Below are 20,912 nucleotides of genomic sequence, written 5' to 3' on the forward strand. Positions count from 1 at the left end.
GATTTTTTGTCAATACGGCCTCACTTTTCTACAGGTTTTTTCTCTTTTATGTCGAATTTAGAAGCAAGCAAATTAGAAAGGGAGTGCTACGGTGGATCAACAATTGCTAGAGGAGTTCAAGACTCTAATTCTTAACGGTTATTACAATGCCAAATCAGCTCATTCAGCAATCTTTAGTGATAAAGTACAACTTGACAATTCCATTATTATTGGCTATTTAGCAATTGCAAACTCCTATGTTAATTCGGCTAAGTCTGTATATATCTGTAAGAATGAACTATCGAGACAAGAATTTGATGATTTCTTTAACGAGTTTAAAATGTTCTCCAATGAGGTAATGGATAACATCAGTAATAATAACGGCCATCAGCAATCGAATCTTCATTTCCAACGCTTAACAGAAGTCTTTCAACTTGTTGCTTCTCTGCTGGGAGTTTTTAAGTAAACATAATAAATAGGAAGGGCATACAAAACCATATTACGGAATAACACAAGTGGCAGTTGCTCCGCGAATTTTAATTCGTGATACAACTGCCACTTTAATATTTCCCTTATAACACGTCTATTTAATAGTGATGCAGTGGGCAGGACAACCTTTACCACGGCCAAGACCAGGGCCCGCACCTTTGCCCATAGAATTTACCCCATTACCAAATCCTAAGCCTCTTCCGCTCATAGATCTGCGTCCCATCGGACCTCTTCCATCTCTTTGCGGCATCCGAATTACCCCCTTCAGTTATTGACATATACCCTTTATTATTTACGATTATAGATTATTTTGAACATATGTCAATAATCATTTCTTCAGTACCTCTCTTTTGGGACAATTCAAACAAAAATACAACCGGAAGCGCCTAAACTTCCGGTTGCAGCCGTTATCAACTTGTACTCCGACAGATTTCTCCTCGGATATGAAGTCGATTCTATTCAGCTAATATTCTATCCCCTTTACTAGTTGGCGCTGAAACAACTATGAACTCGATATCCCTCTCTGACTTGTTAAACATCTGATGAGGAATATTTGGGGATATTTCTACACCTTCCTGCTCATTTAGTTCAATAAGTTCCTCATTAACTTCTATCGTAGCCTGTCCAGACACTACAAAGAAAAACTGTTTTGCTTGCTGATGATAGTGTCTTACTTCGGAAGTCTTTGGCGGCATTTTTTCATGGATAATACTTAATTCGGAAGTATTAATTAAAACACTACGGTGGTTAAGCATGCTAGAAAAAATCCAAAATATGTATTATTTCTGGTATCTTTACTCTCATCATATTGATATAATCTAGTTAACCATTTAAATTTAGGCTGGGAACCCTTGCAGCTTTATTGGCAGCCCAAAAAAGAAGCCCCATCAAAAAGCTTCTGAAGTAAATCAAGACCTGCTCTAAGGGCATTAAGGGGGGATGCGCAGCCATAATTTTGCCTGAACGATTTGAAAACTATTATGAATTGCAAATGTAAGGTCTATAATATTCAGAATTATTTTAATTTTTATTTATCTAGAATCAAACTATACTTACTTATGGTTCTTTTTGACGACTGAATTGCCAAAACCTAAATTTCATTATTTGAAGAGGAGGATCTCTATGAAAACAGCCCTTGAATACCTTGAAAGCATGAAGGCATACAACCCCAAGATTTTTCTAGGCGGCAAACGGGTAAACCTCCATGAAAATCCCACCACCTTGACCGTCCTTCGTGCCAACGCCAGAGTTTATGAGCTGGCTGAGGATCCCCAATACGCTGACATCATGACTGCCGCTTCACCCTATTTAGGCGGTAAAGTAAGCCGCAACCTGCACATTGCCACCAGCACCGCTGATCTGGAAAAAAGGGCTGACATGGCCACACTAACCAGCCAGATGCTGGGAACCTGTAATTATCGCTGCGTAGGGGCGGATGTTTTGAATGCCCTGGCCGGTATCACTTGGGAAATGGACAAGGAATTAGACACCGTTTATCACAGCCGGCTGCTCAACCATATTAAATACATCCAGGAAAAGGATCTGGCAGTAAGCGGCGGAGTAACCGACGCTAAGGGTGACCGCACCAAACGGCCGATAGAGCAGGATGATCCCGACGTCTACGTCCACGTGGTGGAAAAAAGAGACGACGGCATTGTGGTGCGGGGCGCCAAAGTCAGCCAAAGCGGAGCTATCGGCTCCCATGAGACTTTAGTCATTCCCACCATGGGGATGCGGCCGGGAGAGGAGGATTTTGCCGTTGCCTTCGCCGTACCCAATAGCGCCGAAGGTCTTACCTATATTTGCCAGCACACTCCCTTCACTGCCGAACGAGAGCTTTCCCCCGACGTTAAATACTTGGGCAATCCCCTTTACGGCCAGCGGGAGACCTGCATCATGGTCTTCGACAATGTGTTCATCCCCTGGGAGCATGTCTTTATGTGCGGTGAAACCAAATATGCCGGACGGTTAGTGGCCCGCTTCGCCAAAACACACCGGATGAACTGCGGAGGCGCCTGCAAGGTGGGCTTTGCCGACCTGATCATAGGTGCCACCCAGCTGGCCGCAGAATACTCCGGGGTACAGAAGGCCCCTCACATTGTGGAGAAACTTACGGACATGATCCGCATCAGCGAAACCGCCCGGGCCTGTACCGTCGCGGCAGCATTAAAGGGCGGCGAAGAACCCCTGGGCTCCGGCTTTTTTCAGCCCAATGACATTTTCGGCAACGCAGCCAAATTAACCATTGCCGACGGTTTCTGGGATATTCTCAAATGGGCCGGGGACATCGGCGGCGGTATGGCAGTAACCATGCCTTCAGAACTGGAGTTAGAAAATCCCGAAACAGCTCCTTACGTCCGCAAATTCATGAAAGCTTCCGCCCCCGCCGACCAGCGGCTGCGCATCGCCAAGTTTCTTCAGAACTGGTGTGCCGGCTTGCACGGTGCAGGCACCTGGCATGGTGCCGGATCCCCCATGGCCCAAAAAATGGCCCTCTATGCTCTTACCAATTTCGAAGAGAAGAAAAATCTGGCCAAATCCCTCTCCGGACTGAAAGAAGAATAAAGAAGGAACTCTCAGCCATAGCAGGTCCCAGAATCGGCAGCCTTGCATTTTCTGGGCCTGTTATTTTATTTTGGTTCGCACTCAACGATTTTTAACCAGGCAAAGGGTAAGGGACAAAATCAGTTTAATTATTGCCGGGGTGAAACGAGTCTATTAGCACAACCGATTATGGCAAAATAAGCCTGCTATTTTACGGACACATAATGGTTATCTTCAATATAAAATCTCCAACAAAAATCCTTGGCTTCCCCGGCATAATCAATCCCAATCCTTTTCGCAGAGATAATACTCAATGGTTCATTTTCCCCAGCTCCTACATAGAGCTTCAAGCCGCACAAATCTTCTCCATTTAAACCTTTGTCAATCAACAATGCCCTGCATAATTTCCCCGGTCCATTGGTTAATCCCTTAATTTGACTCTTGCTTAACTGATTATATGCCTTATGGAATCTGTTTTGGGCCATTAGCTCTAAGCCTTCGATTGGCTCAGCAGCCCTAATCAGGACAGCCTGAGGGGTCCCTTCTTCCCGAGTGACTATATTAAAGCAATAATACATCCCGTAGATCATAAATACATAGGAAAAGCCTGGCCCTCCATACATAACTTCTACTCTGGGCGTTCTTTTTCCACCATAGGAATGGGCCGCTTTATCTTCAACACCCATATAGGCTTCTGTTTCCACGATTTTGGCCGAAATTCTTTGTCCTTCTATTTCGTGGACCAGCACCTTTCCCAAGAGTTCCTTTGCCACGATTAAAGAGTCTCTGTTATAAAATTCTCTGCCTAAAGTTTTCATTTGCTTCCCAACTCTCTATTATTAATCGTCATTATCCAGGCAATTATGGTATCAGCTAATTTATTACTCTCCAGTTTGCCTTCCTAATTTATAACTCTAGCTTTGCTCGCCCCTATTTTCAAGTATAGCATTTGCAAGCGGTCTTCACTGAACACTGTCTTTACCCCAAGGATATTGGCATAATACTAGTTATAAACATAAAAATTAATCACCTCTAAATTAATTCAGGAAGTTATCAAAGGAGTCCAATCCAAAGGTGCTGAAGTAAAAATCCACGACCTTAGCGACGATGGCGTCAAGGGCTGCCAAGGCTGTTTCTATTGTCGGAGTCATGAAGGCTGCGCTACCAAAGATTATTTGCAGCCAATGGATCACAGCACGTTATCCCGGGAAAAAATTTGTAACTGTTTTCTCCCAGGGAAACGACAACAAAGATGCCTTTCAAGCTGTTATCCAAACTATTAATGACGGTTTCTCCAGGTTCGGCTGGGAATTCACAGACAGCTTGCTATGTTCAGGTACTGGTTCCCCGGACTCCAAAATGCCGAATCAATTGTTAGAACAAGCCTTTGCAGCAGGAGCGTCACTTTGTCAATAAAATAACACTCTATGAAAATAAGCCATGAGGTTCACTACCTGAACTTCATGGCTTTTGTTATTATATATCCTTTACGCCCTTATGTTTCCGGGAGTATTTGTAAACACTACAAAAAATGTTGTCCCTTCTTTACCCGTTTCAAAACTCAATTTTGCATTATGATGATTACAAACTCTATAGCATGTTGCAAGACCTAAACCTGTACCTTCTTTTTTAGTAGTAAAAAATGATTCTCCGATTCTGTTAATTTGATTTGGAGGTATTCCCTGTCCCTGATCTTTAATCAATAAGACTGTATTTTTTCCTTCTTGGAAGGTTTTTATTGTCACTATCCCATTATCACTCATCGCTTCTAAACCGTTATTTACAAGGTTTATAATTAGTTGTTTTATTTCCTTAGCATTTAAAAATAAATCCGGAATAGTATTAAGCTCAGTAATAATCAACTGATTTTTAACCAATGCTTTTGCCATTAGCAATGGTGCAATCTTGTTAATAATCTCATTTAAATTTTGTTTTTCAATTTCTCCCAGTTTGTTGTTACCTATTTTAAGAAACTCCGTTATAATTGAGTTTGCTCGGTCCAACTCATCAATCATTAAAGTAAAATTACTTTTATCTTCTTGAGAAAGTTTCTTTACAATATATAATTGCAGAAAACCTTTTACCGTAGTTAAGGGATTTCTAATTTCATGAGCTATACTCGCGGATAGTTCACCAATAATATTTAAACGATCTAGCTTTAAGATTTCATTTTCTTGCACTTTATTTTCGGTAATATCTTTAATAATTACTGATGCTTTTGAAACCTTTCCATCCTCCCCATAGATAGGAGAAAAAGTGATCAACGCTAAAATCAACTGCCCATCCTTTTTTCTGCCAATTCCCTCCATGTTATCAACATGTTCGCCCTTAAGAATTTTTCGAAATGCCTGTTCATATTCACCCACTACCTCTGAGGGAGCAAGAATAGACAATGACTTGCCAATAATCTCTTCTTTAAGATAACCATAAATGTCTTCTGCAGCCTTGTTCCAGCTAAGAATGATTCCATTATCATCTAAACTGAGTACTGCATCATGTGTCGTTTCTATAATCGAGACTAATAATTTTTGGACAGCTTCTATCTCTTTTCTTTCACTTATTTCTCTACCAACAACAACAATAAATTGCCTTTTATAATCCGTATCCGGAACCATCATCCATTCAAACCATTTACAGGTACCGTCTTTACAGATAACTCTATTTTCGATTCCACAAATAGGTATTTCTGTCCTTCTTAAATATTCTAATGCCTTGGTAAATGCTTTTTTGTTTTCTGGATAGACAATTACTTGCAGTGGAGTATTCAGATACTCATTTTCTGAGTAACCTAGTAAATTATGATAAGCTGGATTGGCTTCAACTATAAATCCCTCATAATCCAAAACACAATAAATATCTAAAGAGTTATGAAAAAACTGGTTGAACAGCTCTTGTTTCCGCTTTAGTTCTAATTCCAGTTTTCTTTCTTTGGTAATATCCAAAACAGTGCCTAACAAATATTTTTTCTTATTTATCGTAATGGAATCAAAGGATGATAAGGTATGCACGGTTTCGCCTTTACAATTTAGACTATCCACATCAATATTTTCAACTCGAAAACCTTGTTTAACCTTTTCAAGCTGCTTTATTAAATCCGGCCTATTTTGAGGATACTTCCAAGTTCCGATTTCTAAAGGAGTCTTGCCAATGACCTCCTCTCTCTTAAAGCCAAAAACCTCCTCATATTTTTTATTAACATCTATATAGCGACTAGTCTCCAGATCAGAAATTGTCATTATGGCAGGATTATAATAAAAGGATTTAAAGAACTTCTCTTCAGCTTCGTTGTATTGATACTGTAGCTCATTTACTGTCAAGCCTTCTAGAGTATTATACTTTGCCAATCGATTAACCTCTGTCTCTGTGGTTTGTTTTGTATTGTCCTTTCTTATTTCTGTGTTATAGGAAGAATTTGATTCCATTACTCATCCCGTCCCCTTTCAAAAATTTGAAAGGACAAATTCATAATTATTCTCATTTTTCCAACTTCTACAGGGAACTGCAAATACCTTTAAATACCCAAAAATAAATGTTTATCAATAAATTCCTTCACTTCTCTCTTTCACTCTCTTTTACTCTCCATCACTCAATTCTTATTCAAAAACGAACGGCGATGGTCTTTACAAAACCATCGTCGTAAACATAAAGGAGTTATAATTCCCACCATGAAGAGGGAGGATTGTACTGGTCCGAATTTAAGAAGAGAGTTTCACCAATTTTAGGGGCTATCAGGTTAACACCTGCTTTTTGGGCTTCTAATATCGCTCGTTCTATAGGATCATTCCAGCTATGAAAGGCTAAGGTAAATCCTCCCCAGTGCATTAACATCATTGTTTTGCCGTTTAAATCCCGGTGAGCCTGTACAGCTTGCTCCGGAGTCATATGGACCCAAGACCACCGCCGGTCATATTGACCACCTTCAAGTAAGGTGATATCAAAAGGCCCATATTTTTTTCCGATTTCCTTAAAATGTTCGTCATAGCCGCCATCTCCGCTGGTATAAAAACGTGTACGCCTGCCGAGAATGACCCAACCGCCCCATAAGGTGGAATCCCGATTAAAAATCCCCCTGCCGGAGAAGTGTTTGGTGGGAGCTAAGGCAACGGTTAGGCCTTGGAATTCCGCTTCATTCCACCAGTTGAGCTCTGTAATTTTATCCTTTGCCACTCCCCAGCGGATCAAGTGTGCACTTACTCCCAGGGGAACGAAAAAATGAGCGGTCTTGTTCTTTAGCTTTAGGATAGAGGGATAATCTAAGTGGTCGTAATGGTCGTGGGTAATAAACACTGCGTCAATGGGAGGCATTTCATTAATAATATCCTGCATATCTTCACTGTAGTTATAGCGTTTACTTCCTGCAAAAGAAACCGGTGAGGCAATAGGCCCCAGCATAGGGTCTGTCAGCAGCTTTTTATTATCGATACTTATTAAAAAGGCGGAATGTCCCAACCAAGTGATACTATCCTCGCCACTTTTTATTTTATTCCAATTAATTTGAGTAACAGGAATAGGACCGGCAGGATTAAGGTCTTTACCCTCAAAGAGATACTCTTTAAGCATGGAGAAAAGATTTGTGGCACCCATGTCCATTTTTGTTGGCACCAGATTGACAAATTTACCGGCAAGATAATTATGCAGACCTTGATAATTCTCTTTTGCTTTTTTAGATGGGCTCCCACCAAAGGAAGGGTATCTATTTATAAACAGTATCAGCCCCAAGCATAATACAATAAGAAAGCTCCATAAATACACTATCATAGCATTCCTCTTTTCTCTGTCTCCCCAGGTGAACGGCAGCATCAATCCTTGCTTTCCATCTTCTGCAGATAACCTTTTTGTCAGTCACCTACTTATTTTAATATTTAGAGCTTACTCTAAGTCAAGAGTTGAATCCCTGGAGATACCACAACCTTAATTCCGTTTTGAGGCTTTTACAGCATTCCAAATACTTGCAGCCAGTCCTCCCCAAATGATAACAATCCCTACGATCATCATGACAATGGCACTACCGCTCATTTTTCCACTCCTTCATCATCCAAGTATGCTGTGGCATCCAAATCCTTTGCCTGCCACTTTAAGGTCGCCAAGATAAAGCCCAGCAAAATCGTGGCAATCACGACTCCCCAACCGGAGTAAATTAGAAATAAGGTGGGATAGTCTTCATAATTGTTTTTCAAGTTGTCCACCAGATTTAGAATGAACATATAGCCTAAGACCAGGGGCGTCAGAATGCCCAGGCAAAACCTCCACCATAATCCTGTACGCAAATCCGATATTTGGTTGGCGTGATCTTGGAAAGGTCTTAAATTCTTTAAAAACCAGGCAACGGTAACAACGGATACGAGTCCGGCTAAAGCAACTCCAAAGTTGTTAATAAAGTAGTCTATGACATCTAAGAAGAATAAGCCGCCTTGAGTTGCATACAAGATTGAAACCAGCGCGGAAAGACCACCGCCAATCACAACCGCCTTTGTACGGGACACTTTGAATTTATCTTGTACCGCAGCAATATAGGTCTCGACAATGGAAATTAAGGACGAGAGCCCGGCAAATACTAAGGATCCAAAAAACAAGACCCCAAAAAGTCCATTGAAACCAGGGAAAGAGTTTAAGATCTTCGGAAGGACCACAAAGGCTAAACCAATACCCGCCGTTGCTACCTCTTCAATGGGAACCCCCGCTTGTTTAGCCATGAATCCCAAGGTAGCAAAAACCCCAAAGCCCGCCAAAAGCTCGACACTTGAATTACTAAAAGCTGCAATGAAGGCATTGTTGTTTATGTCAGCTTTTCTGGGCAAATAACTGGAATAAGTAATCATAATGGCAAAGGCAATGGATAAACTGAAAAAAATTTGACCATAAGCTGCCACCCAAACCCCCGGCGACGCAATTTTGCTCCAATTCGGTTTAAAAAAAGCTTCCAGACCAAGAGCAGCACCTTCTAAGGTCAGGGCTCGAATAACAATAGATAAAAACATAATTATTAAAGTTGGAATAAAAATGCGATTGGCTCGCTCAATCCCTTTTTTAATACCTTTAAACAAAATTCCTAAGGCAATGATCCAGACCAGGACTAAGGGCATAAAAACTCCCGGAACAATTGATCCCACCGTACCAATGGCTGCTCCATTGACAATATCCACACGTTGCAAATAATCACCCATTAAAAATCCGCCGGGGTCGTTTCCCCATCGCAAACCTAAGGCAAAATAAGTATAAGCCATAGCCCAAGCAATAATCACCGAATAGTAGGTAGAAATCACAAAAGCTATGGCTACTTGCCACCAACCAATCCACTCAGTTTTCTTACTCATGCGGGCGTAGCTTAAAGGCGCAGAACCACGATATTTATGACCCATAGTAAACTCCATGATAAGCAGCGGAATACCCGCCGTTAAAAGGGCAAATAAATAGGGAATGAAAAATGCACCACCACCGTTATCATAGGCTACATAGGGAAAACGCCATATATTTCCTAATCCGACAGCAGAGCCTACAGCTGCTAAGATAAATCCAGCCCTCGTTCCCCATTGCTCACGACCTTCCATTATCCTTACCTGCCTCTCTGTATTTTTTACACTACTATAACTTCCCTTAAGCTGTATGTTTCATTCAGGGTAAGTGCCTGTCCCTACAGAAAAATATCCTCCTGCGTTTAATCCGCACAGGAGGATAATGCAATGGCTATCTGGTTACGTCCTTGTTTTTTAGCACAATATAGAGCTTCATCAGCCAAGGCCACTACTTGTTCCGGCGATGCTAATCCGGTGGGGTAAACCGTCACAACTCCAATACTCACAGTAACATATCCCGCAATGTCGGAAGCTAGGTGTTGAATGGAAAGACTTTCTACTGCTGTCCTGATTCTTTTCGCCAAAACTTCCGCCCCCTTCTCATCTGTTTGGGGCAGTATTAGGCTAAACTCTTCTCCCCCATATCTTGCAACAGTGTCAGGAACATGCCTGGCTATGGTTTTAAGTATGAAGCCTATCTGCCGCAAGCAATCGTCCCCGGCTAAATGCCCATACTTATCGTTAAATTTCTTAAAATAATCTACGTCTAACATAATTAGGGATAAAGAAGACCCAGAACGCTTCACCCTGTAAAACTCTCTTTCCAGAACTTCATCAAAATATCGGCGGTTTGCCAACCCGGTCAGGCTATCTGTAATGGAATTTTGGTAAGCGGTATTCCTTTCAATTTCAAGCTGTTGAAGGAGCTCTTGTATTTGTTGCTCAGCCAGCTTACGCTCTGTTATGTCACGAACCACACTGATAATATGAGGCCTATCATTTATTGCCATGGTTCTGGCGGAAATTATGCCGAAAAACCGGCTTCCATTTTTGCGTTTAAAAACCAGCTCCAGGTTTTCACATATTCCGTTTCCGTTACCATTTAACTTATCTATCAGAAGATCTCGATCGGCAATATTCTCCCAGACACTTATTTCTAAAGTTGATTTTCCAATAACCTCGTTACGGCCTAAACCTATTAAAACTGAAAATCCCTCGTTAACATCAAGTATTAAACCATCCCTCATTCGTGTGATTAAAGCTGCATCAGGACCGGTGTTAAAAATCTGCTGCAATTTTTCCCGTTCTTGACGGTTTTCTGCATTAAGGCGCTGATTAACCATGATTATGAACCCATAAGTCCATAGGGTGCTTGTGACAATGGCGACTACATAGATCATTACATGAAAAAAAGTTTCAAAAAGATCCTTATAGGAAAGAACAGAGGGTAATAAAAGTGCCGATAGTGCGTTTCCTGTCAGAAAACATCCATGGATAAGAAAAACTGTCCCTGTGAAGAAATTGGCAAAACCAGAGACAAGTTTATCCCTCTTAAAATAGAGCTTAAAGGCAGTCATTAATGAGAAAACAGCCACCGTAGCAGACACAACGATTGTACGTCCTGAAATGTCATTATCGATATACATAAAATAATAGTAAACAATAATAAAGAGAGCATAGAAAAAAATGCTTCTCCACCGGCTCTCTTTCACATCAAAAAACTGAATAATGGCGAAGTATAAGAAAACTTGGCCTAAAACCACCAGCGGGTTGGCAATCCTTGCGAGTATTTCTAGTGACTTTACTGTCAGTAAAGGCATGAAGATAAATCCCAGTGCCATGAAGCCGGAACCCAGAAGCCACCAGCCGATTCCCCGATAAGCCCTGTTCACATTATATTGGACGATAAGAACAATAACCTGCATAACAAATACTAAGCATAAGATAAATGCAAGGGTTAGAAAGTCAAGTTTCATAAGTACCTCTTACTCAATTATTTTAAAAAAGTGATATTAGAAATTGGCCGACCCTTAATACTTCTCTTCAGACATTCACCATGTTTCTTGGATATTCCTTCTAAAGCTTCAAATTATTATATTATTTGCTTCATAGTACAAAAAACGCCAGATCGTTAATCTGGCGTTCTCCGTAGGCTAGAATACACTAGGGCCCAGCAGTTTATGACTTGTTCACTCACCTATGACCTTAACTAATACACGTTTACGCCGGCCACCATCAAATTCGCCATAAAAAATCTGTTCCCATGGACCAAAGTCTAGTTTTCCTTCTGTAACGGCAACCACAACTTCCCTGCCCATAACAGAGCGTTTCAAATGAGCATCAGCATTGTCCTCATAACCATTGTGCCGGTAACGGTCATAGGGCTTTTCCGGAGCCAGGCCTTCCAGCCATGTTTCAAAGTCTTGGTGCAAACCACTTTCATCATCATTAATAAAAACACTGGCGGTTATATGCATGGCATTGCAAAGCAGCAATCCCTCCCGGATGCCGCTCTCCTCCAGACACTTTTGAACTTGCGGCGTGATATTAATATATTCCCGCCGTCTTTTCGTATCAAACCAAAGTTCTTTGCGATAATGTTTCATAAATCATTCCTCCAACGATCTGAAATTCGTTGTTATATATTTAATAGCAATTAGATTGGAAGGAAAAATTCTCTCTGCTTCTCCCTTTACTTAATGGTCACATTCATTTCTTGAAAAGGTTTCCTCGTCTAGGAGAGCGGATGTGGGCGAAGCCGCCCAACCCGGGAGCACTCTCTTTTCATCATCTGATGGTGCAGTATCAGCGGCATGGCAGGCTACTCTATTACTTCTTTTCATTACTTTTTCTCACCATTTTTTCCACCTGCTGTTTCACAACAGAGGACAATCCATCAGCCAAGTAGTTACGGTTTATTCCCTGCAGTTCCTGGTATTCCTTCTTAAGTCTTTCATTAGCTACGTCAATCTCAACCTTCAGGTCCCGGGCCGATAATAAAGCACATCCTGCCCCCCGGATAATGATCTGCTGTAAACCATCGGAGGTTGCAACTGTGATATGATATTTCTTCGAATGATCATGGGCAAATTTTTCAATATATTGGTCCGCCGTTTGTGCCTCCCGGGTAAAGACCATATGGATATTGTGATAGTCCATGACTTCCTCAGCATGTCCCTGGACACGGTAAGCATCAAAGACGGCGATGATCTGACACTTGCGAATCCCCTGATAATTACTAAGAATATCCAGCAATCTCATTCTGGCTCCATCCATATTCTCATCGGCCAGTTCTTTCAGCTCAGGCCAGGCGTGGATAATATTATAGCCGTCCACCAGCAGATATTCTTCTTTCCTTTCCTTCTCTCTGCTATAGGAAATCTGATCATAATAGCTTTCCTGGGCTGTTTTGCGTTTTTTCCAGACAGACTTCTTACCTTGGTTGGCATAGAAAGTGCTGTTGATAATTTGGTCAATCTCTTCTAAACTGATCCACCGCTCTTCTGAGTGTGAGGCCCGGTGGGGGCCGGTTTCTTCCAACAGGCCTTTTTCCTGAAGATAGCTTTCAAGATGCATATAGTCCTTGACGGCATACCAATCCACCCAAAAGCCCGCCCCATGGGCACAAAATACCGAACCTGTAGGATTTTCCAAGTCACTTTCCGAATCATAGCCCATAATGGCGATGACTTCTGAGCTGTTATGACAGGGCTCGTACCCTTTCAGGCTGCAGAAGAGCCTGCCAAGGCCTTTAGTGTAAGCCACCACATCTTGCTGGTAATTCTTCATGGTAACAACAGGAGCACTTCCCACCAGAACGGTCATCTCGCCATTTGTCTGAGATATTTCACAGGTGCCATGCATTTTCTCAATGTCCGTCATGGCTCTGCCGACCATTTTCGCCGGCAGTTCCAGCTGAAAAGCATAATAAGGCTCCAGCAATATTGATTCTGCCTCTTTTAAACCCTGGCGAACCGCGCGATAAGTCGCCTCCCGGAAGTCCCCGCCTTCAGTATGCTTATTGTGGGCCCGGCCTGAGACTAAGGTTATTTTCAGATCCGTAATGGCTGACCCTGTCAGAACTCCTTTATGCTCTTTTTCTTCCAGGTGGGATAAAACAAGCCTTTGCCAGCTTTTACCCAAGACATCCTCACTGCATTCTGTCCCAAACTGCAGACCGCTTCCCCGCTCACCCGGCGTGAGCAACAGATGGACTTCAGCATAATGCCTCAAGGGTTCAAAATGCCCTACTCCTTCTACCTCATTAGCAATGGTCTCCTTGTAAACAATCCTTCCTGCCCCAAAGGTTACATCCACACCAAAACGGCTTTTAATCAGGCTCTGGAGAATCTCAATCTGTACCTCGCCCATAATCTGGGCCTGGATTTCCTGGAGCTTCTCATCCCAGACAATATGAAGTTCCGGTTCCTCTTCTTCAAGCTGGCGAAGCTTAGGAACCATCACCCTGGGGTCACACCCATCGGGCAGAATGATCTGATAGGAGAGTACCGGTTCCAGGATAGGGGTGTATGATGCTTCCTCAATCCCCAAACCTTCTCCCGGTCCGGTCTGGCTGAGCCCTGTGACAGCGCAGACCGTACCTGCCTCAACCTCGTTCACTGCCTCGAATTTCTGTCCGGAATAAATACGGATTTGATTAACTTTTTCTTTCCAAATGCCATTAGTTAAAACATCCTTTACCTTGAGACTACCGCCTGTAATCTTCAGATAGGTAAGGCGGTTCCCCTGGTCGTCTCTGGCTATTTTAAATATTTTAGCCCCAAATTCAGCGGGGTAAGCAGGTACCAAGGCATACTTCACTATACCCTCCATCAGCTCCTCCACACCCTCTAATTTTAAAGCGGAACCAAAAAAACAGGGAAAAACTTTACGCTCCCTGATAGCTCCTTTAATCTGGGAAGATTCAATATTTCCTGTCTCCAGAAAGGTTTCCAGCATGGTTTCATCACACATGGCCAATTGGTCGCAGAAATCCTCTGTCTGAACTTGTCCGAATTCAATACAACCATCATCCAGCTGTTTCTTCAGTTCTTTCTTTAACTTGTCTTTATCCGTTCCAATCTGATCCATCTTATTAACAAATAAAAAAACCGGTATCCGATAGGTATGCAGGAGCCGCCACAAAGTTTTAGTATGCCCCTGCACCCCATCAGCACCGCTTATGACCAGAATGGCATAATCCAGTACCTGAAGTGTTCTCTCCATTTCCGCGGAAAAATCCACGTGTCCCGGAGTATCCAGTAACGTAATCTGAGTCTCCCCTATTTCAAACATAGCCTGCTTGGAGAAAATGGTGATTCCCCGGGCTCTTTCCAGCTCAAAGGTATCTAAATAGGCATCCTTATTGTCCACCCTTCCCAAGCGGCCAATTTTGCCGCTCAGGTAAAGGAGACTCTCAGATAATGTGGTCTTGCCCGCATCCACATGAGCCAATATGCCAATGACTAATTTCTTCATAATCTATTTCAAATCCTTCAGGTTGTCTGTTTGGAAAAAATCCAGCCGTTTAGGCCCGAATAATTATTCATTAGTTATTATGATACTAGTAAGTACGGTATTTGACAATCGTCCTCAATATGTGTGATAAGGGGAAAGGTCGTTGATCCTGTGGTGAAACAACATTCTGTCCCCCTCGTTTTCTTAAATTCTTTACCGTTTTTTATATTTGATTTGTTCCCTGCGACCCTTACGATACTCGGCCCGACCCTTTCGATATTCTTCAATCCCTTTTTGATACTCTTCCATGCCTATCTCCCATTCGTTGCCCCGCCATGGGTTGAGAACCCACGGATTGCCAACGTCAATTTTTTCGCCAACACGAATCCTATTGGGATTGCTGATTTGAGGATTCAAAGCGATCAAATCTTGCAGGGTTGTTTTATGCTGCATGGCAATACTGTATAAAGAATCTCCTGATTGAGCTGTATAGTACATCACGGGCACCTCTTTTTCATCCATATTTTACCATAATCATTTTATGGAGAGACAAATTTTGGTTGTGCATGTACGTACTTTACACGATGCGTTGTCCTTTTTAGTAATACGGTTCATTGAACAAAACTGGTTGCCTCTCCTGACATTGAAAGCCATGCAAACACGTAACTAGGGACGCATTTGCATGGCCTTACTATCTAAAATCATTTAACTTTAAAGTGCACAAATAAATTTTTTACATGACGACAATCGGAATCGATTCCGAATTTGACCTATCTTGAGCGGCAGTTAGCTTGGTGCCACTTTCCCATTCTCCATTATTGACCATGGACTTGGCCTCGTCAGGCACCGTCAAGAGAAAGAGCTTCCATAAAACAAGACAGAGTTGAAAGTCTTACTCCTAGCATATGTGTTCAAGCCCTCACCTGTGACAAGAAGCCAATACTTGTCCGGATTTTAACCACTATCTAGTTAACCCCGGAGCTTTTATGTGCTATATTATCACTAAAAGCCATTTGGAGGGGTATTCTTGGAAACCATCGCCGACGGACTCCGTAGTATTTACAAACTGATTGAAAAAGGGCAGCTGGATAATGCCCTGTGGGAAATAACCGATCTGGAAGAAAACTTAAGAAAAAAATGCCCTGGGCTCATAGATAAATACCATCTGAAAACCTACTTCTCAAAATGGCGCACTCGTTTGCTCCGGACCAATGCGCAGGGCATCCAGCTGGTGCTAAGTGAACTGGACCTTCTGATCAGGAAGCTGGATCAGGTTGTGATTGATTAGGAAGTTGTCTCAATGCGTACCTGCCGCCCCTTCGCTTGTTGACAATGTGATCTCCTTAAGAGAAGCCAGAATTGATAAACGAAATTCTTCTGATGTACTTTGGAAATCATGAACTAATTTGTCAACCATCTTGACTATATTGCTCACCGGTACTTAACATTTTTTCATAGTCTTTGGACAGATAGCTTTCTATAAACTCTAACAGCTCTTCAGAATTGCTCTTTAGATTGCTTACAAGCTTCTAAGTAAAATTGTAGTCTGCTCTGGATGATAGGGTTAACTTTAGATCACATCAACTTTAGCCAAACTTGAAACCCCTACACCACTTTGAAAAGGACCCCTTAATTAATTTCATTATTATGTAAATTCCCTACTATTAGCCTTATTTGAAATGCAAATATATACATAAGTTCAGATATTTTTTTCCGGACCTGCCAGGCCGGCAGCCGCATAGTCCAGTTCTTCTTCCGTCAGCTCCTCCTCCACCGGCCCACCCTCCGGGGCTGCCTGTTCCAGAACCTGTTTGCGGATAGCCTCCCGAAGGTCGCTGTTGAAGCTTAAATCGGTGTCCATGATAGTACGTGCCAGCCGCAGGAGTGTGGTCACCTCCCGGTCCGCCCCGAATTCTGCCTCTTTCTCCCCTGCCAGGATTCGGTCCAAGAGGCTCAGGTATTCCTGGGCCTTAGCTTTTTTAGTCATCGAGGTTCATCCCCTGACTTTCTAGGATTTGGCGCAGACGCTGCATGGCCCGAAACAGAATCACCCCGGTATTGCTTTCACTGATGTCCATAAAGCCAGCAATTTCCCGGTTGGACAGACCGCTCCAAAACTTCAGGGCGATGATCTCCCGTTCCCGCTGGCTTAAGAGGGCTAAAGCCCTGCGCAAGTGCCGGCGCATCTCTGCGGCGGCTGCGGCCTCTTCGAGACTGCAGCAGGAATCCACTAGCTCCACTCCTTCTTCTAAATAAACATAAGCCTTCCGCCCCCGGCAGCGATAATAATCCGTCACGGTATTGCGGGCAATGCTGAAAACCCAAACTGAAAGCGGCGCTGTTTCTGAGCAGTAATACTTAAATTTGGTATAGATTTTTATGAAGACCTGACTGGTCAAGTCGTCAGCATCATGGACATCATTGACCCGGTAATGCAGGTAATTGTACACCCGGGAAAAGTAAGTCCTATACAGCTCTGCAAAGGCATCGTCGTCCTCGTGCAGGGAAAGGGGTGGCGCCTCCCCGGTTTGCGCTGCCAGTGACATTTTTTAATCCTCCTTCGAACCTGATCACACACTCGCCTTACCCAATTATAAAAAACAGCCTACCACCAAAACTGCCACCAATGGAGAAGCCTGACGAATGCCGTCTAATCGGGTTTTTTTATAAGGGAATAGGAAACTTATTGATATTGTTCGAAGTTTACACCATAATAGGAAAAAAGGATCAGGAAGGAGTGATCTCCTTGAACTACATGACGCCGAAAGAAGCCGCTGAAAAATGGGGAATTTCCCAGCGCAGGGTCCATACCCTTTGCCGGCAGGGTCGAATCAGGGACGTTGTACGCCATGGCTGGGTATGGCTGATCCCCGGCAACGCGGAAAAGCCGGAGGACTCCCGGATCAAATCCGGCCGTTATAAAAAGAACCGGCTAGGTATGTCCGCCCTGGGACAGTCCGGACTGGCTGCCGGAGAATCCTTCCGCCCTGTCCCCCTGCCCGAGAGCCCGATTATTCCCCGCTCCCGCCTGATTGAGAAGCTTTGCCCTCCCGGCAGCAGGCTTACCTACATCCACGCCCCTGCCGGCCACGGAAAGACCACCCTGCTAATGCAGTACGCTCAGGGCCGCCGGAATGTGGTCTGGCTTTCTCTGGATGATAGGGACAGCGACATCCTCTTTTTCCTGCGCCGTCTGGAAACCTCCCTTCGGGAAGGACTAGGAGAGCTGGATTTTTCCGTTACGGACCACATTCCCTTCGCCGAGAACCCTGCCTTTGTCTCCACTCTTTTGAGCAACCTGCTGAAAGCCCTGGGCCGGAGGAAATTGTCCCTTTTAATGGATGACGTTCATGTCATCCGCAGCCAGACGGTCACGAAATTTCTTACGGCCTGGGCCGCAGCCTGCCCCCCCAACATTTCCCTGCTCTTAGCCAGCCGCCACGAGCCCTGGAACAGCCTCTTGCCCTTGAAACTGGCCGGCGGAATCAGGGAAATCACCGAAGAGGATTTATGCTTCAGCCGGGAGGAGACTGAGCAGTTGTGGGGGTTCTTTGATGAGGATATCTACGCGGCAACGGAAGGTTGGATTTTAGCCATTCAGTCCTACCGCCTGGCTGCTAAAGAGAGCCGGCTCCTCTTCCCCTCCCGCCTTCAGGCGGAGCAGGACCTTTACCGCTATTTGCTCAACGAGATTCTCAGACAGCTGCCGGCGGAAACACAGTATTTCCTGAAAGCGACTTCCGGACTGCCCACAGTGGAAGCCGGACTCTGCGCCAGGCTGCTGGACATCCCAAATGCCCGGGATATACTGGAGGATCTGGTTCACCGCAATATTTTCACCCTGCGCCTTTCCGGCACCACTTACCGCTATCACGCCCTGTTTCATAGTTTTTTGCAGCAAAACGACGAGGGCCTGGGCCGGGAAACCTTGGACAGGGCCATGGCCTATTGTTATCAAAACCATGCTTACGAACAGGCCGCCGACTACGCCCTGCTTTTGGGGGATGCCCCCGGGCTCCAGGACTGTATCGGCGCCATTCTCAGCAAACCCTTCACCTGGAGCCGCAACAGGACCTTGAAAAAGTACCTGGTCTTTCTGGAAGAGCAGGCAGTGCCTTTGTCCCCTCAGGTTATGCTGGCCAAAGGCATGATTTTATCCGATCAGGGGGAATTCTGTCAGGCGGAAATGGCCTTAAGGGCCGCTATCCCCCACCTGAGAAAGGGTGAGCAGAATCTTTACCTTCATGCTATGACCCATATTGCCAGAGTCCTGCGCAACAGTGTTTCCTTTGCTGAAAGCAACCGCTGTCTGGATTCCTTGCTTCCTTTGCTCCAGGGCGCGCCTATGCAGGAATGGTACAATGTAATGATTGAAAAGATCCACAACCTGACCTTGACCTCCCACCTCTCCGAAGCCCTGGAACTGACTCAAACAATGATGGAACAATCCCTGGCCGCCGGCGACGCCAGGGTCAAGGCTTGGTTTGAACGCTATTTAACCGTTATTCATTTTTATACCGGTGACTACGAAAACTGTGTCAAAGCCTATGAAAAATCCCTGAGCATACCCCAGGAGGAACAGGACTGGCTGATGCGCCACATCACTGGAGCCTATGCGGCTAAAGCTTATCAGCTTACCGGCCGGGAGGAGAAAGCCCCGCCAGTGTTTCAAAGCGAGCTGGCCCACCTCCAAGAGCTGGGCCTTTATGAAGAGTACAGCATCCATTACCTGCTTCGGGCGGAAGTCCTCCATTCCGCAGAGCTGTTAAAGCTTTACCAGGGAAAACCTGCCTGTTTTTCAGTGATTGACCGCTATCTGAGCCTGGCGGAGGAGTATGCCGTCTTAAACCGCAGTAGCCGGGATCATTTATTGTTTGTCAAAACCTGGCGGCTCTCCTCAACTCTGATGGCCCAGCCGGAAGAAGCCGACCGCTGCATTAAGGAAGCCCTTTCTCTCATCCGGGACACCACACCCTTTTTCCGGTCTCTGGCTTACGGGCGCATAGCCAATGCTCTGGACACTCTGGGCCGGGACACAGAACTCTCCAAACAGCTTTTCCAGCAATCTATTCAAGTTGGAGAAGAGGTCGGAAGCTATGCTTATGCCACCATCGCCTACGGAAGGCTGGCGGCCATTTACTTAAAAGAAGGGAATGAGGAGAAGGCCAAAGCCTATACCCAGTTTTTTTTGGAATTATCCCGCCGCTATAACCACCGCTATTATATCCGCTTCCAGCCCCTCTTTCAGCCTGTGATGAAGCTGGCTTCAGAGTCCGGCATCTGCCCGGATTTCACCCGGGAAATGCTCTCCTACGGCTGCTATACCACCCAGCGAGTCTATATCCATGCCCTGGGAAACTTTTATATCGCCTCAGCCTGGGACAAAGAAACCCCCACCAAAATCCGCACTCAAAAAGCCCGGGAGCTCCTGGCCTACCTGTTGGAACATCCCTGCGGCGTCACCCGGGAACGAATTTACGCCGATTTATGGGCGGAAAGCGAGGCCGATGTAACTCGCCTCTTCCACACCCGGCGGGGGGAGATCCGGCAGGCCTTTGAAAACCTGGGGGCGAAAAATCCCATCCTTCTGGAAAAAGGCAAATACCGCCTAAACCGAGAGGAAATCCTCTGGGACTGCGACCTCTTCAGCCAGGCCAGCGACCTCTTCTTGCGGCTGCCCACGCCGGAAAACGCTCAAAAAGTAGTGGAGCGCTATACGGGACGCTACCTGGATAACCTGGAAGCCCTGTGGGCGGAGAGTTCCAGGCTTAAATACGAGGACAGCTTTCTGGCGGCAACAGAAACCTTACTGGAAAGCTACCGGAAGTCAGGGAAGAAAACCCAGGCCATGGAACTCCTCCGACGCTGCATTTCCTTTGGCTACCAGGGGCACGGCTGCGATACCCCAGGCTCAAGTATTGGTTAATGTCGAAAACTTCAGATACATAGCAAGTTGAAATCTCCAATTAAATATGGCAGAGAGTTTATTTCCAGAAACAGCCTCAGCCTACGTGCCAGAGATGCTTTAATCGATCCTTTAGTGATCAACTATGATTCAGCATGTTGATTTAAGTGTATAAGTATTGCACGAGAGCGGGGATGGTCTGTCTCGGCCTTTCTTCAGTTGAGCAGGGAATAACCCTAAAAACA

Annotated in this window: 19 protein-coding genes; 5 read left to right on the forward strand and 14 right to left on the reverse strand. The window is 44.5% G+C overall.

What is annotated here, in order from left to right; all coding sequences use genetic code 11:
* Window positions 1–91 precede the first annotated feature (91 nt).
* On the forward strand, window positions 92–445 hold the full coding sequence (locus DESOR_RS17880) for a hypothetical protein (RefSeq protein WP_014185986.1): 354 nt from the start codon (window positions 92–94) through the stop codon (window positions 443–445).
* A 117-nt stretch (window positions 446–562) separates the two neighbouring features.
* Here DESOR_RS17880 and DESOR_RS29435 read toward each other — a convergent pair whose 3' ends face one another.
* Window positions 563–718, reverse strand: coding sequence for a DUF5320 domain-containing protein (locus DESOR_RS29435; RefSeq protein WP_014185987.1), 156 nt, complete (start codon window positions 716–718; stop codon window positions 563–565).
* Between the two features lie 205 nt (window positions 719–923).
* On the reverse strand, window positions 924–1,223 hold the full coding sequence (locus DESOR_RS17885; protein ID WP_014185988.1) for a cupin domain-containing protein: 300 nt from the start codon (window positions 1,221–1,223) through the stop codon (window positions 924–926).
* A 367-nt stretch (window positions 1,224–1,590) separates the two neighbouring features.
* Between DESOR_RS17885 and DESOR_RS17890 the strand changes: the two genes are divergently transcribed.
* Window positions 1,591–3,033, forward strand: coding sequence for a 4-hydroxyphenylacetate 3-hydroxylase N-terminal domain-containing protein (locus DESOR_RS17890; RefSeq protein ID WP_014185989.1), 1,443 nt, complete (start codon window positions 1,591–1,593; stop codon window positions 3,031–3,033).
* 185 nt (window positions 3,034–3,218) lie between these two features.
* Here DESOR_RS17890 and DESOR_RS17895 read toward each other — a convergent pair whose 3' ends face one another.
* Window positions 3,219–3,830 carry a DNA-3-methyladenine glycosylase gene (locus DESOR_RS17895; RefSeq protein ID WP_014185990.1) on the reverse strand — a complete coding sequence of 204 codons (612 nt, stop codon included), beginning with the start codon at window positions 3,828–3,830 and terminating at the stop codon, window positions 3,219–3,221.
* 331 nt (window positions 3,831–4,161) lie between these two features.
* Between DESOR_RS17895 and DESOR_RS17900 the strand changes: the two genes are divergently transcribed.
* Complete coding sequence (locus DESOR_RS17900; protein WP_242832345.1) at window positions 4,162–4,428, forward strand: hypothetical protein; 267 nt, start codon at window positions 4,162–4,164, stop codon at window positions 4,426–4,428.
* 71 nt (window positions 4,429–4,499) lie between these two features.
* Here DESOR_RS17900 and DESOR_RS27455 read toward each other — a convergent pair whose 3' ends face one another.
* The 9 genes from DESOR_RS27455 to DESOR_RS17935 all read right to left on the reverse strand — a co-directional run bounded on the left by DESOR_RS27455 (window position 4,500) and on the right by DESOR_RS17935 (window position 15,260).
* A complete protein-coding gene (locus DESOR_RS27455; protein WP_014185991.1) occupies window positions 4,500–6,434 on the reverse strand; it encodes a PAS domain-containing sensor histidine kinase in 1,935 nt (644 codons plus the stop codon).
* Between the two features lie 229 nt (window positions 6,435–6,663).
* Window positions 6,664–7,770: an MBL fold metallo-hydrolase gene (locus tag DESOR_RS17910; protein WP_014185992.1), complete on the reverse strand. Its 1,107-nt coding sequence runs from the start codon at window positions 7,768–7,770 to the stop codon at window positions 6,664–6,666.
* A gap of 153 nt (window positions 7,771–7,923) precedes the next feature.
* A complete protein-coding gene (locus DESOR_RS28215; protein WP_014185993.1) occupies window positions 7,924–8,028 on the reverse strand; it encodes a methionine/alanine import family NSS transporter small subunit in 105 nt (34 codons plus the stop codon).
* Window positions 8,025–9,560, reverse strand: coding sequence for a sodium-dependent transporter (locus tag DESOR_RS17915; protein ID WP_014185994.1), 1,536 nt, complete (start codon window positions 9,558–9,560; stop codon window positions 8,025–8,027). Before DESOR_RS17915 ends, DESOR_RS28215 begins: the two co-directional genes overlap by 4 nt.
* Before the next feature lie 107 nt (window positions 9,561–9,667).
* A complete protein-coding gene (locus DESOR_RS17920) occupies window positions 9,668–11,281 on the reverse strand; it encodes a GGDEF domain-containing protein (RefSeq protein ID WP_014185995.1) in 1,614 nt (537 codons plus the stop codon).
* A 213-nt stretch (window positions 11,282–11,494) separates the two neighbouring features.
* Window positions 11,495–11,911, reverse strand: a complete 417-nt coding sequence (locus tag DESOR_RS17925; RefSeq protein WP_014185996.1) for a secondary thiamine-phosphate synthase enzyme YjbQ — start codon at window positions 11,909–11,911, stop codon at window positions 11,495–11,497.
* A gap of 90 nt (window positions 11,912–12,001) precedes the next feature.
* Window positions 12,002–12,148, reverse strand: coding sequence for a hypothetical protein (locus DESOR_RS29440; protein ID WP_158309045.1), 147 nt, complete (start codon window positions 12,146–12,148; stop codon window positions 12,002–12,004).
* The gene (locus DESOR_RS17930) at window positions 12,135–14,783 is read right to left on the reverse strand and encodes a translation factor GTPase family protein (protein ID WP_014185997.1); all 2,649 of its coding nucleotides are present in this window, start codon (window positions 14,781–14,783) and stop codon (window positions 12,135–12,137) included. The genes DESOR_RS29440 and DESOR_RS17930 overlap by 14 nt, the downstream gene beginning before the upstream one ends.
* Window positions 14,784–14,975: 192 nt before the next feature.
* The gene (locus DESOR_RS17935; RefSeq protein ID WP_014185998.1) at window positions 14,976–15,260 is read right to left on the reverse strand and encodes a LysM peptidoglycan-binding domain-containing protein; all 285 of its coding nucleotides are present in this window, start codon (window positions 15,258–15,260) and stop codon (window positions 14,976–14,978) included.
* 529 nt (window positions 15,261–15,789) lie between these two features.
* On the opposite strand from DESOR_RS17935, the gene DESOR_RS17940 reads away from it, so the two are divergent.
* Window positions 15,790–16,050, forward strand: coding sequence for a hypothetical protein (locus DESOR_RS17940; protein ID WP_014185999.1), 261 nt, complete (start codon window positions 15,790–15,792; stop codon window positions 16,048–16,050).
* A gap of 411 nt (window positions 16,051–16,461) precedes the next feature.
* Here the strand turns inward: DESOR_RS17940 and DESOR_RS17945 are convergent, their stop codons facing one another.
* Window positions 16,462–16,749: a hypothetical protein gene (locus tag DESOR_RS17945; RefSeq protein WP_014186000.1), complete on the reverse strand. Its 288-nt coding sequence runs from the start codon at window positions 16,747–16,749 to the stop codon at window positions 16,462–16,464.
* Window positions 16,742–17,308 (reverse strand): RNA polymerase sigma factor, encoded by a 567-nt coding sequence (locus DESOR_RS17950; RefSeq protein ID WP_014186001.1) that lies wholly within the window; start codon window positions 17,306–17,308, stop codon window positions 16,742–16,744. Before DESOR_RS17950 ends, DESOR_RS17945 begins: the two co-directional genes overlap by 8 nt.
* 209 nt (window positions 17,309–17,517) lie before the next feature.
* Here DESOR_RS17950 and DESOR_RS30370 point away from each other — a divergent pair, with 209 nt between their 5' ends.
* Window positions 17,518–20,688 (forward strand): winged helix-turn-helix domain-containing protein, encoded by a 3,171-nt coding sequence (locus DESOR_RS30370; RefSeq protein WP_242832546.1) that lies wholly within the window; start codon window positions 17,518–17,520, stop codon window positions 20,686–20,688.
* The last annotated feature ends 224 nt before the right edge of the window (window positions 20,689–20,912 follow it).

The organism is Desulfosporosinus orientis DSM 765, from assembly GCF_000235605.1.
Lineage (GTDB): Bacteria > Bacillota > Desulfitobacteriia > Desulfitobacteriales > Desulfitobacteriaceae > Desulfosporosinus > Desulfosporosinus orientis.

Excerpts from the sequence above, each read along its gene's own strand:
- DESOR_RS29435 (WP_014185987.1), bottom strand. The coding sequence starts at position 718 with ATGCCGCAAAGAGATGGAAGAGGTCCGATGGGACGCAGATCTATGAGC.
- DESOR_RS17885 (WP_014185988.1), bottom strand. The coding sequence starts at position 1,223 with ATGCTTAACCACCGTAGTGTTTTAATTAATACTTCCGAATTAAGTATT.
- DESOR_RS17890 (WP_014185989.1), top strand. The coding sequence starts at position 1,591 with ATGAAAACAGCCCTTGAATACCTTGAAAGCATGAAGGCATACAACCCC.
- DESOR_RS17895 (WP_014185990.1), bottom strand. The coding sequence starts at position 3,830 with ATGAAAACTTTAGGCAGAGAATTTTATAACAGAGACTCTTTAATCGTG.
- DESOR_RS17900 (WP_242832345.1), top strand. The coding sequence starts at position 4,162 with ATGAAGGCTGCGCTACCAAAGATTATTTGCAGCCAATGGATCACAGCA.
- DESOR_RS27455 (WP_014185991.1), bottom strand. The coding sequence starts at position 6,434 with ATGGAATCAAATTCTTCCTATAACACAGAAATAAGAAAGGACAATACA.
- DESOR_RS17910 (WP_014185992.1), bottom strand. The coding sequence starts at position 7,770 with ATGATAGTGTATTTATGGAGCTTTCTTATTGTATTATGCTTGGGGCTG.
- DESOR_RS28215 (WP_014185993.1), bottom strand. The coding sequence starts at position 8,028 with ATGAGCGGTAGTGCCATTGTCATGATGATCGTAGGGATTGTTATCATT.
- DESOR_RS17915 (WP_014185994.1), bottom strand. The coding sequence starts at position 9,560 with ATGGAAGGTCGTGAGCAATGGGGAACGAGGGCTGGATTTATCTTAGCA.
- DESOR_RS17920 (WP_014185995.1), bottom strand. The coding sequence starts at position 11,281 with ATGAAACTTGACTTTCTAACCCTTGCATTTATCTTATGCTTAGTATTT.
- DESOR_RS17925 (WP_014185996.1), bottom strand. The coding sequence starts at position 11,911 with ATGAAACATTATCGCAAAGAACTTTGGTTTGATACGAAAAGACGGCGG.
- DESOR_RS29440 (WP_158309045.1), bottom strand. The coding sequence starts at position 12,148 with ATGAAAAGAAGTAATAGAGTAGCCTGCCATGCCGCTGATACTGCACCA.
- DESOR_RS17930 (WP_014185997.1), bottom strand. The coding sequence starts at position 14,783 with ATGAAGAAATTAGTCATTGGCATATTGGCTCATGTGGATGCGGGCAAG.
- DESOR_RS17935 (WP_014185998.1), bottom strand. The coding sequence starts at position 15,260 with ATGTACTATACAGCTCAATCAGGAGATTCTTTATACAGTATTGCCATG.
- DESOR_RS17945 (WP_014186000.1), bottom strand. The coding sequence starts at position 16,749 with ATGACTAAAAAAGCTAAGGCCCAGGAATACCTGAGCCTCTTGGACCGA.
- DESOR_RS17950 (WP_014186001.1), bottom strand. The coding sequence starts at position 17,308 with ATGTCACTGGCAGCGCAAACCGGGGAGGCGCCACCCCTTTCCCTGCAC.
- DESOR_RS30370 (WP_242832546.1), top strand. The coding sequence starts at position 17,518 with ATGACGCCGAAAGAAGCCGCTGAAAAATGGGGAATTTCCCAGCGCAGG.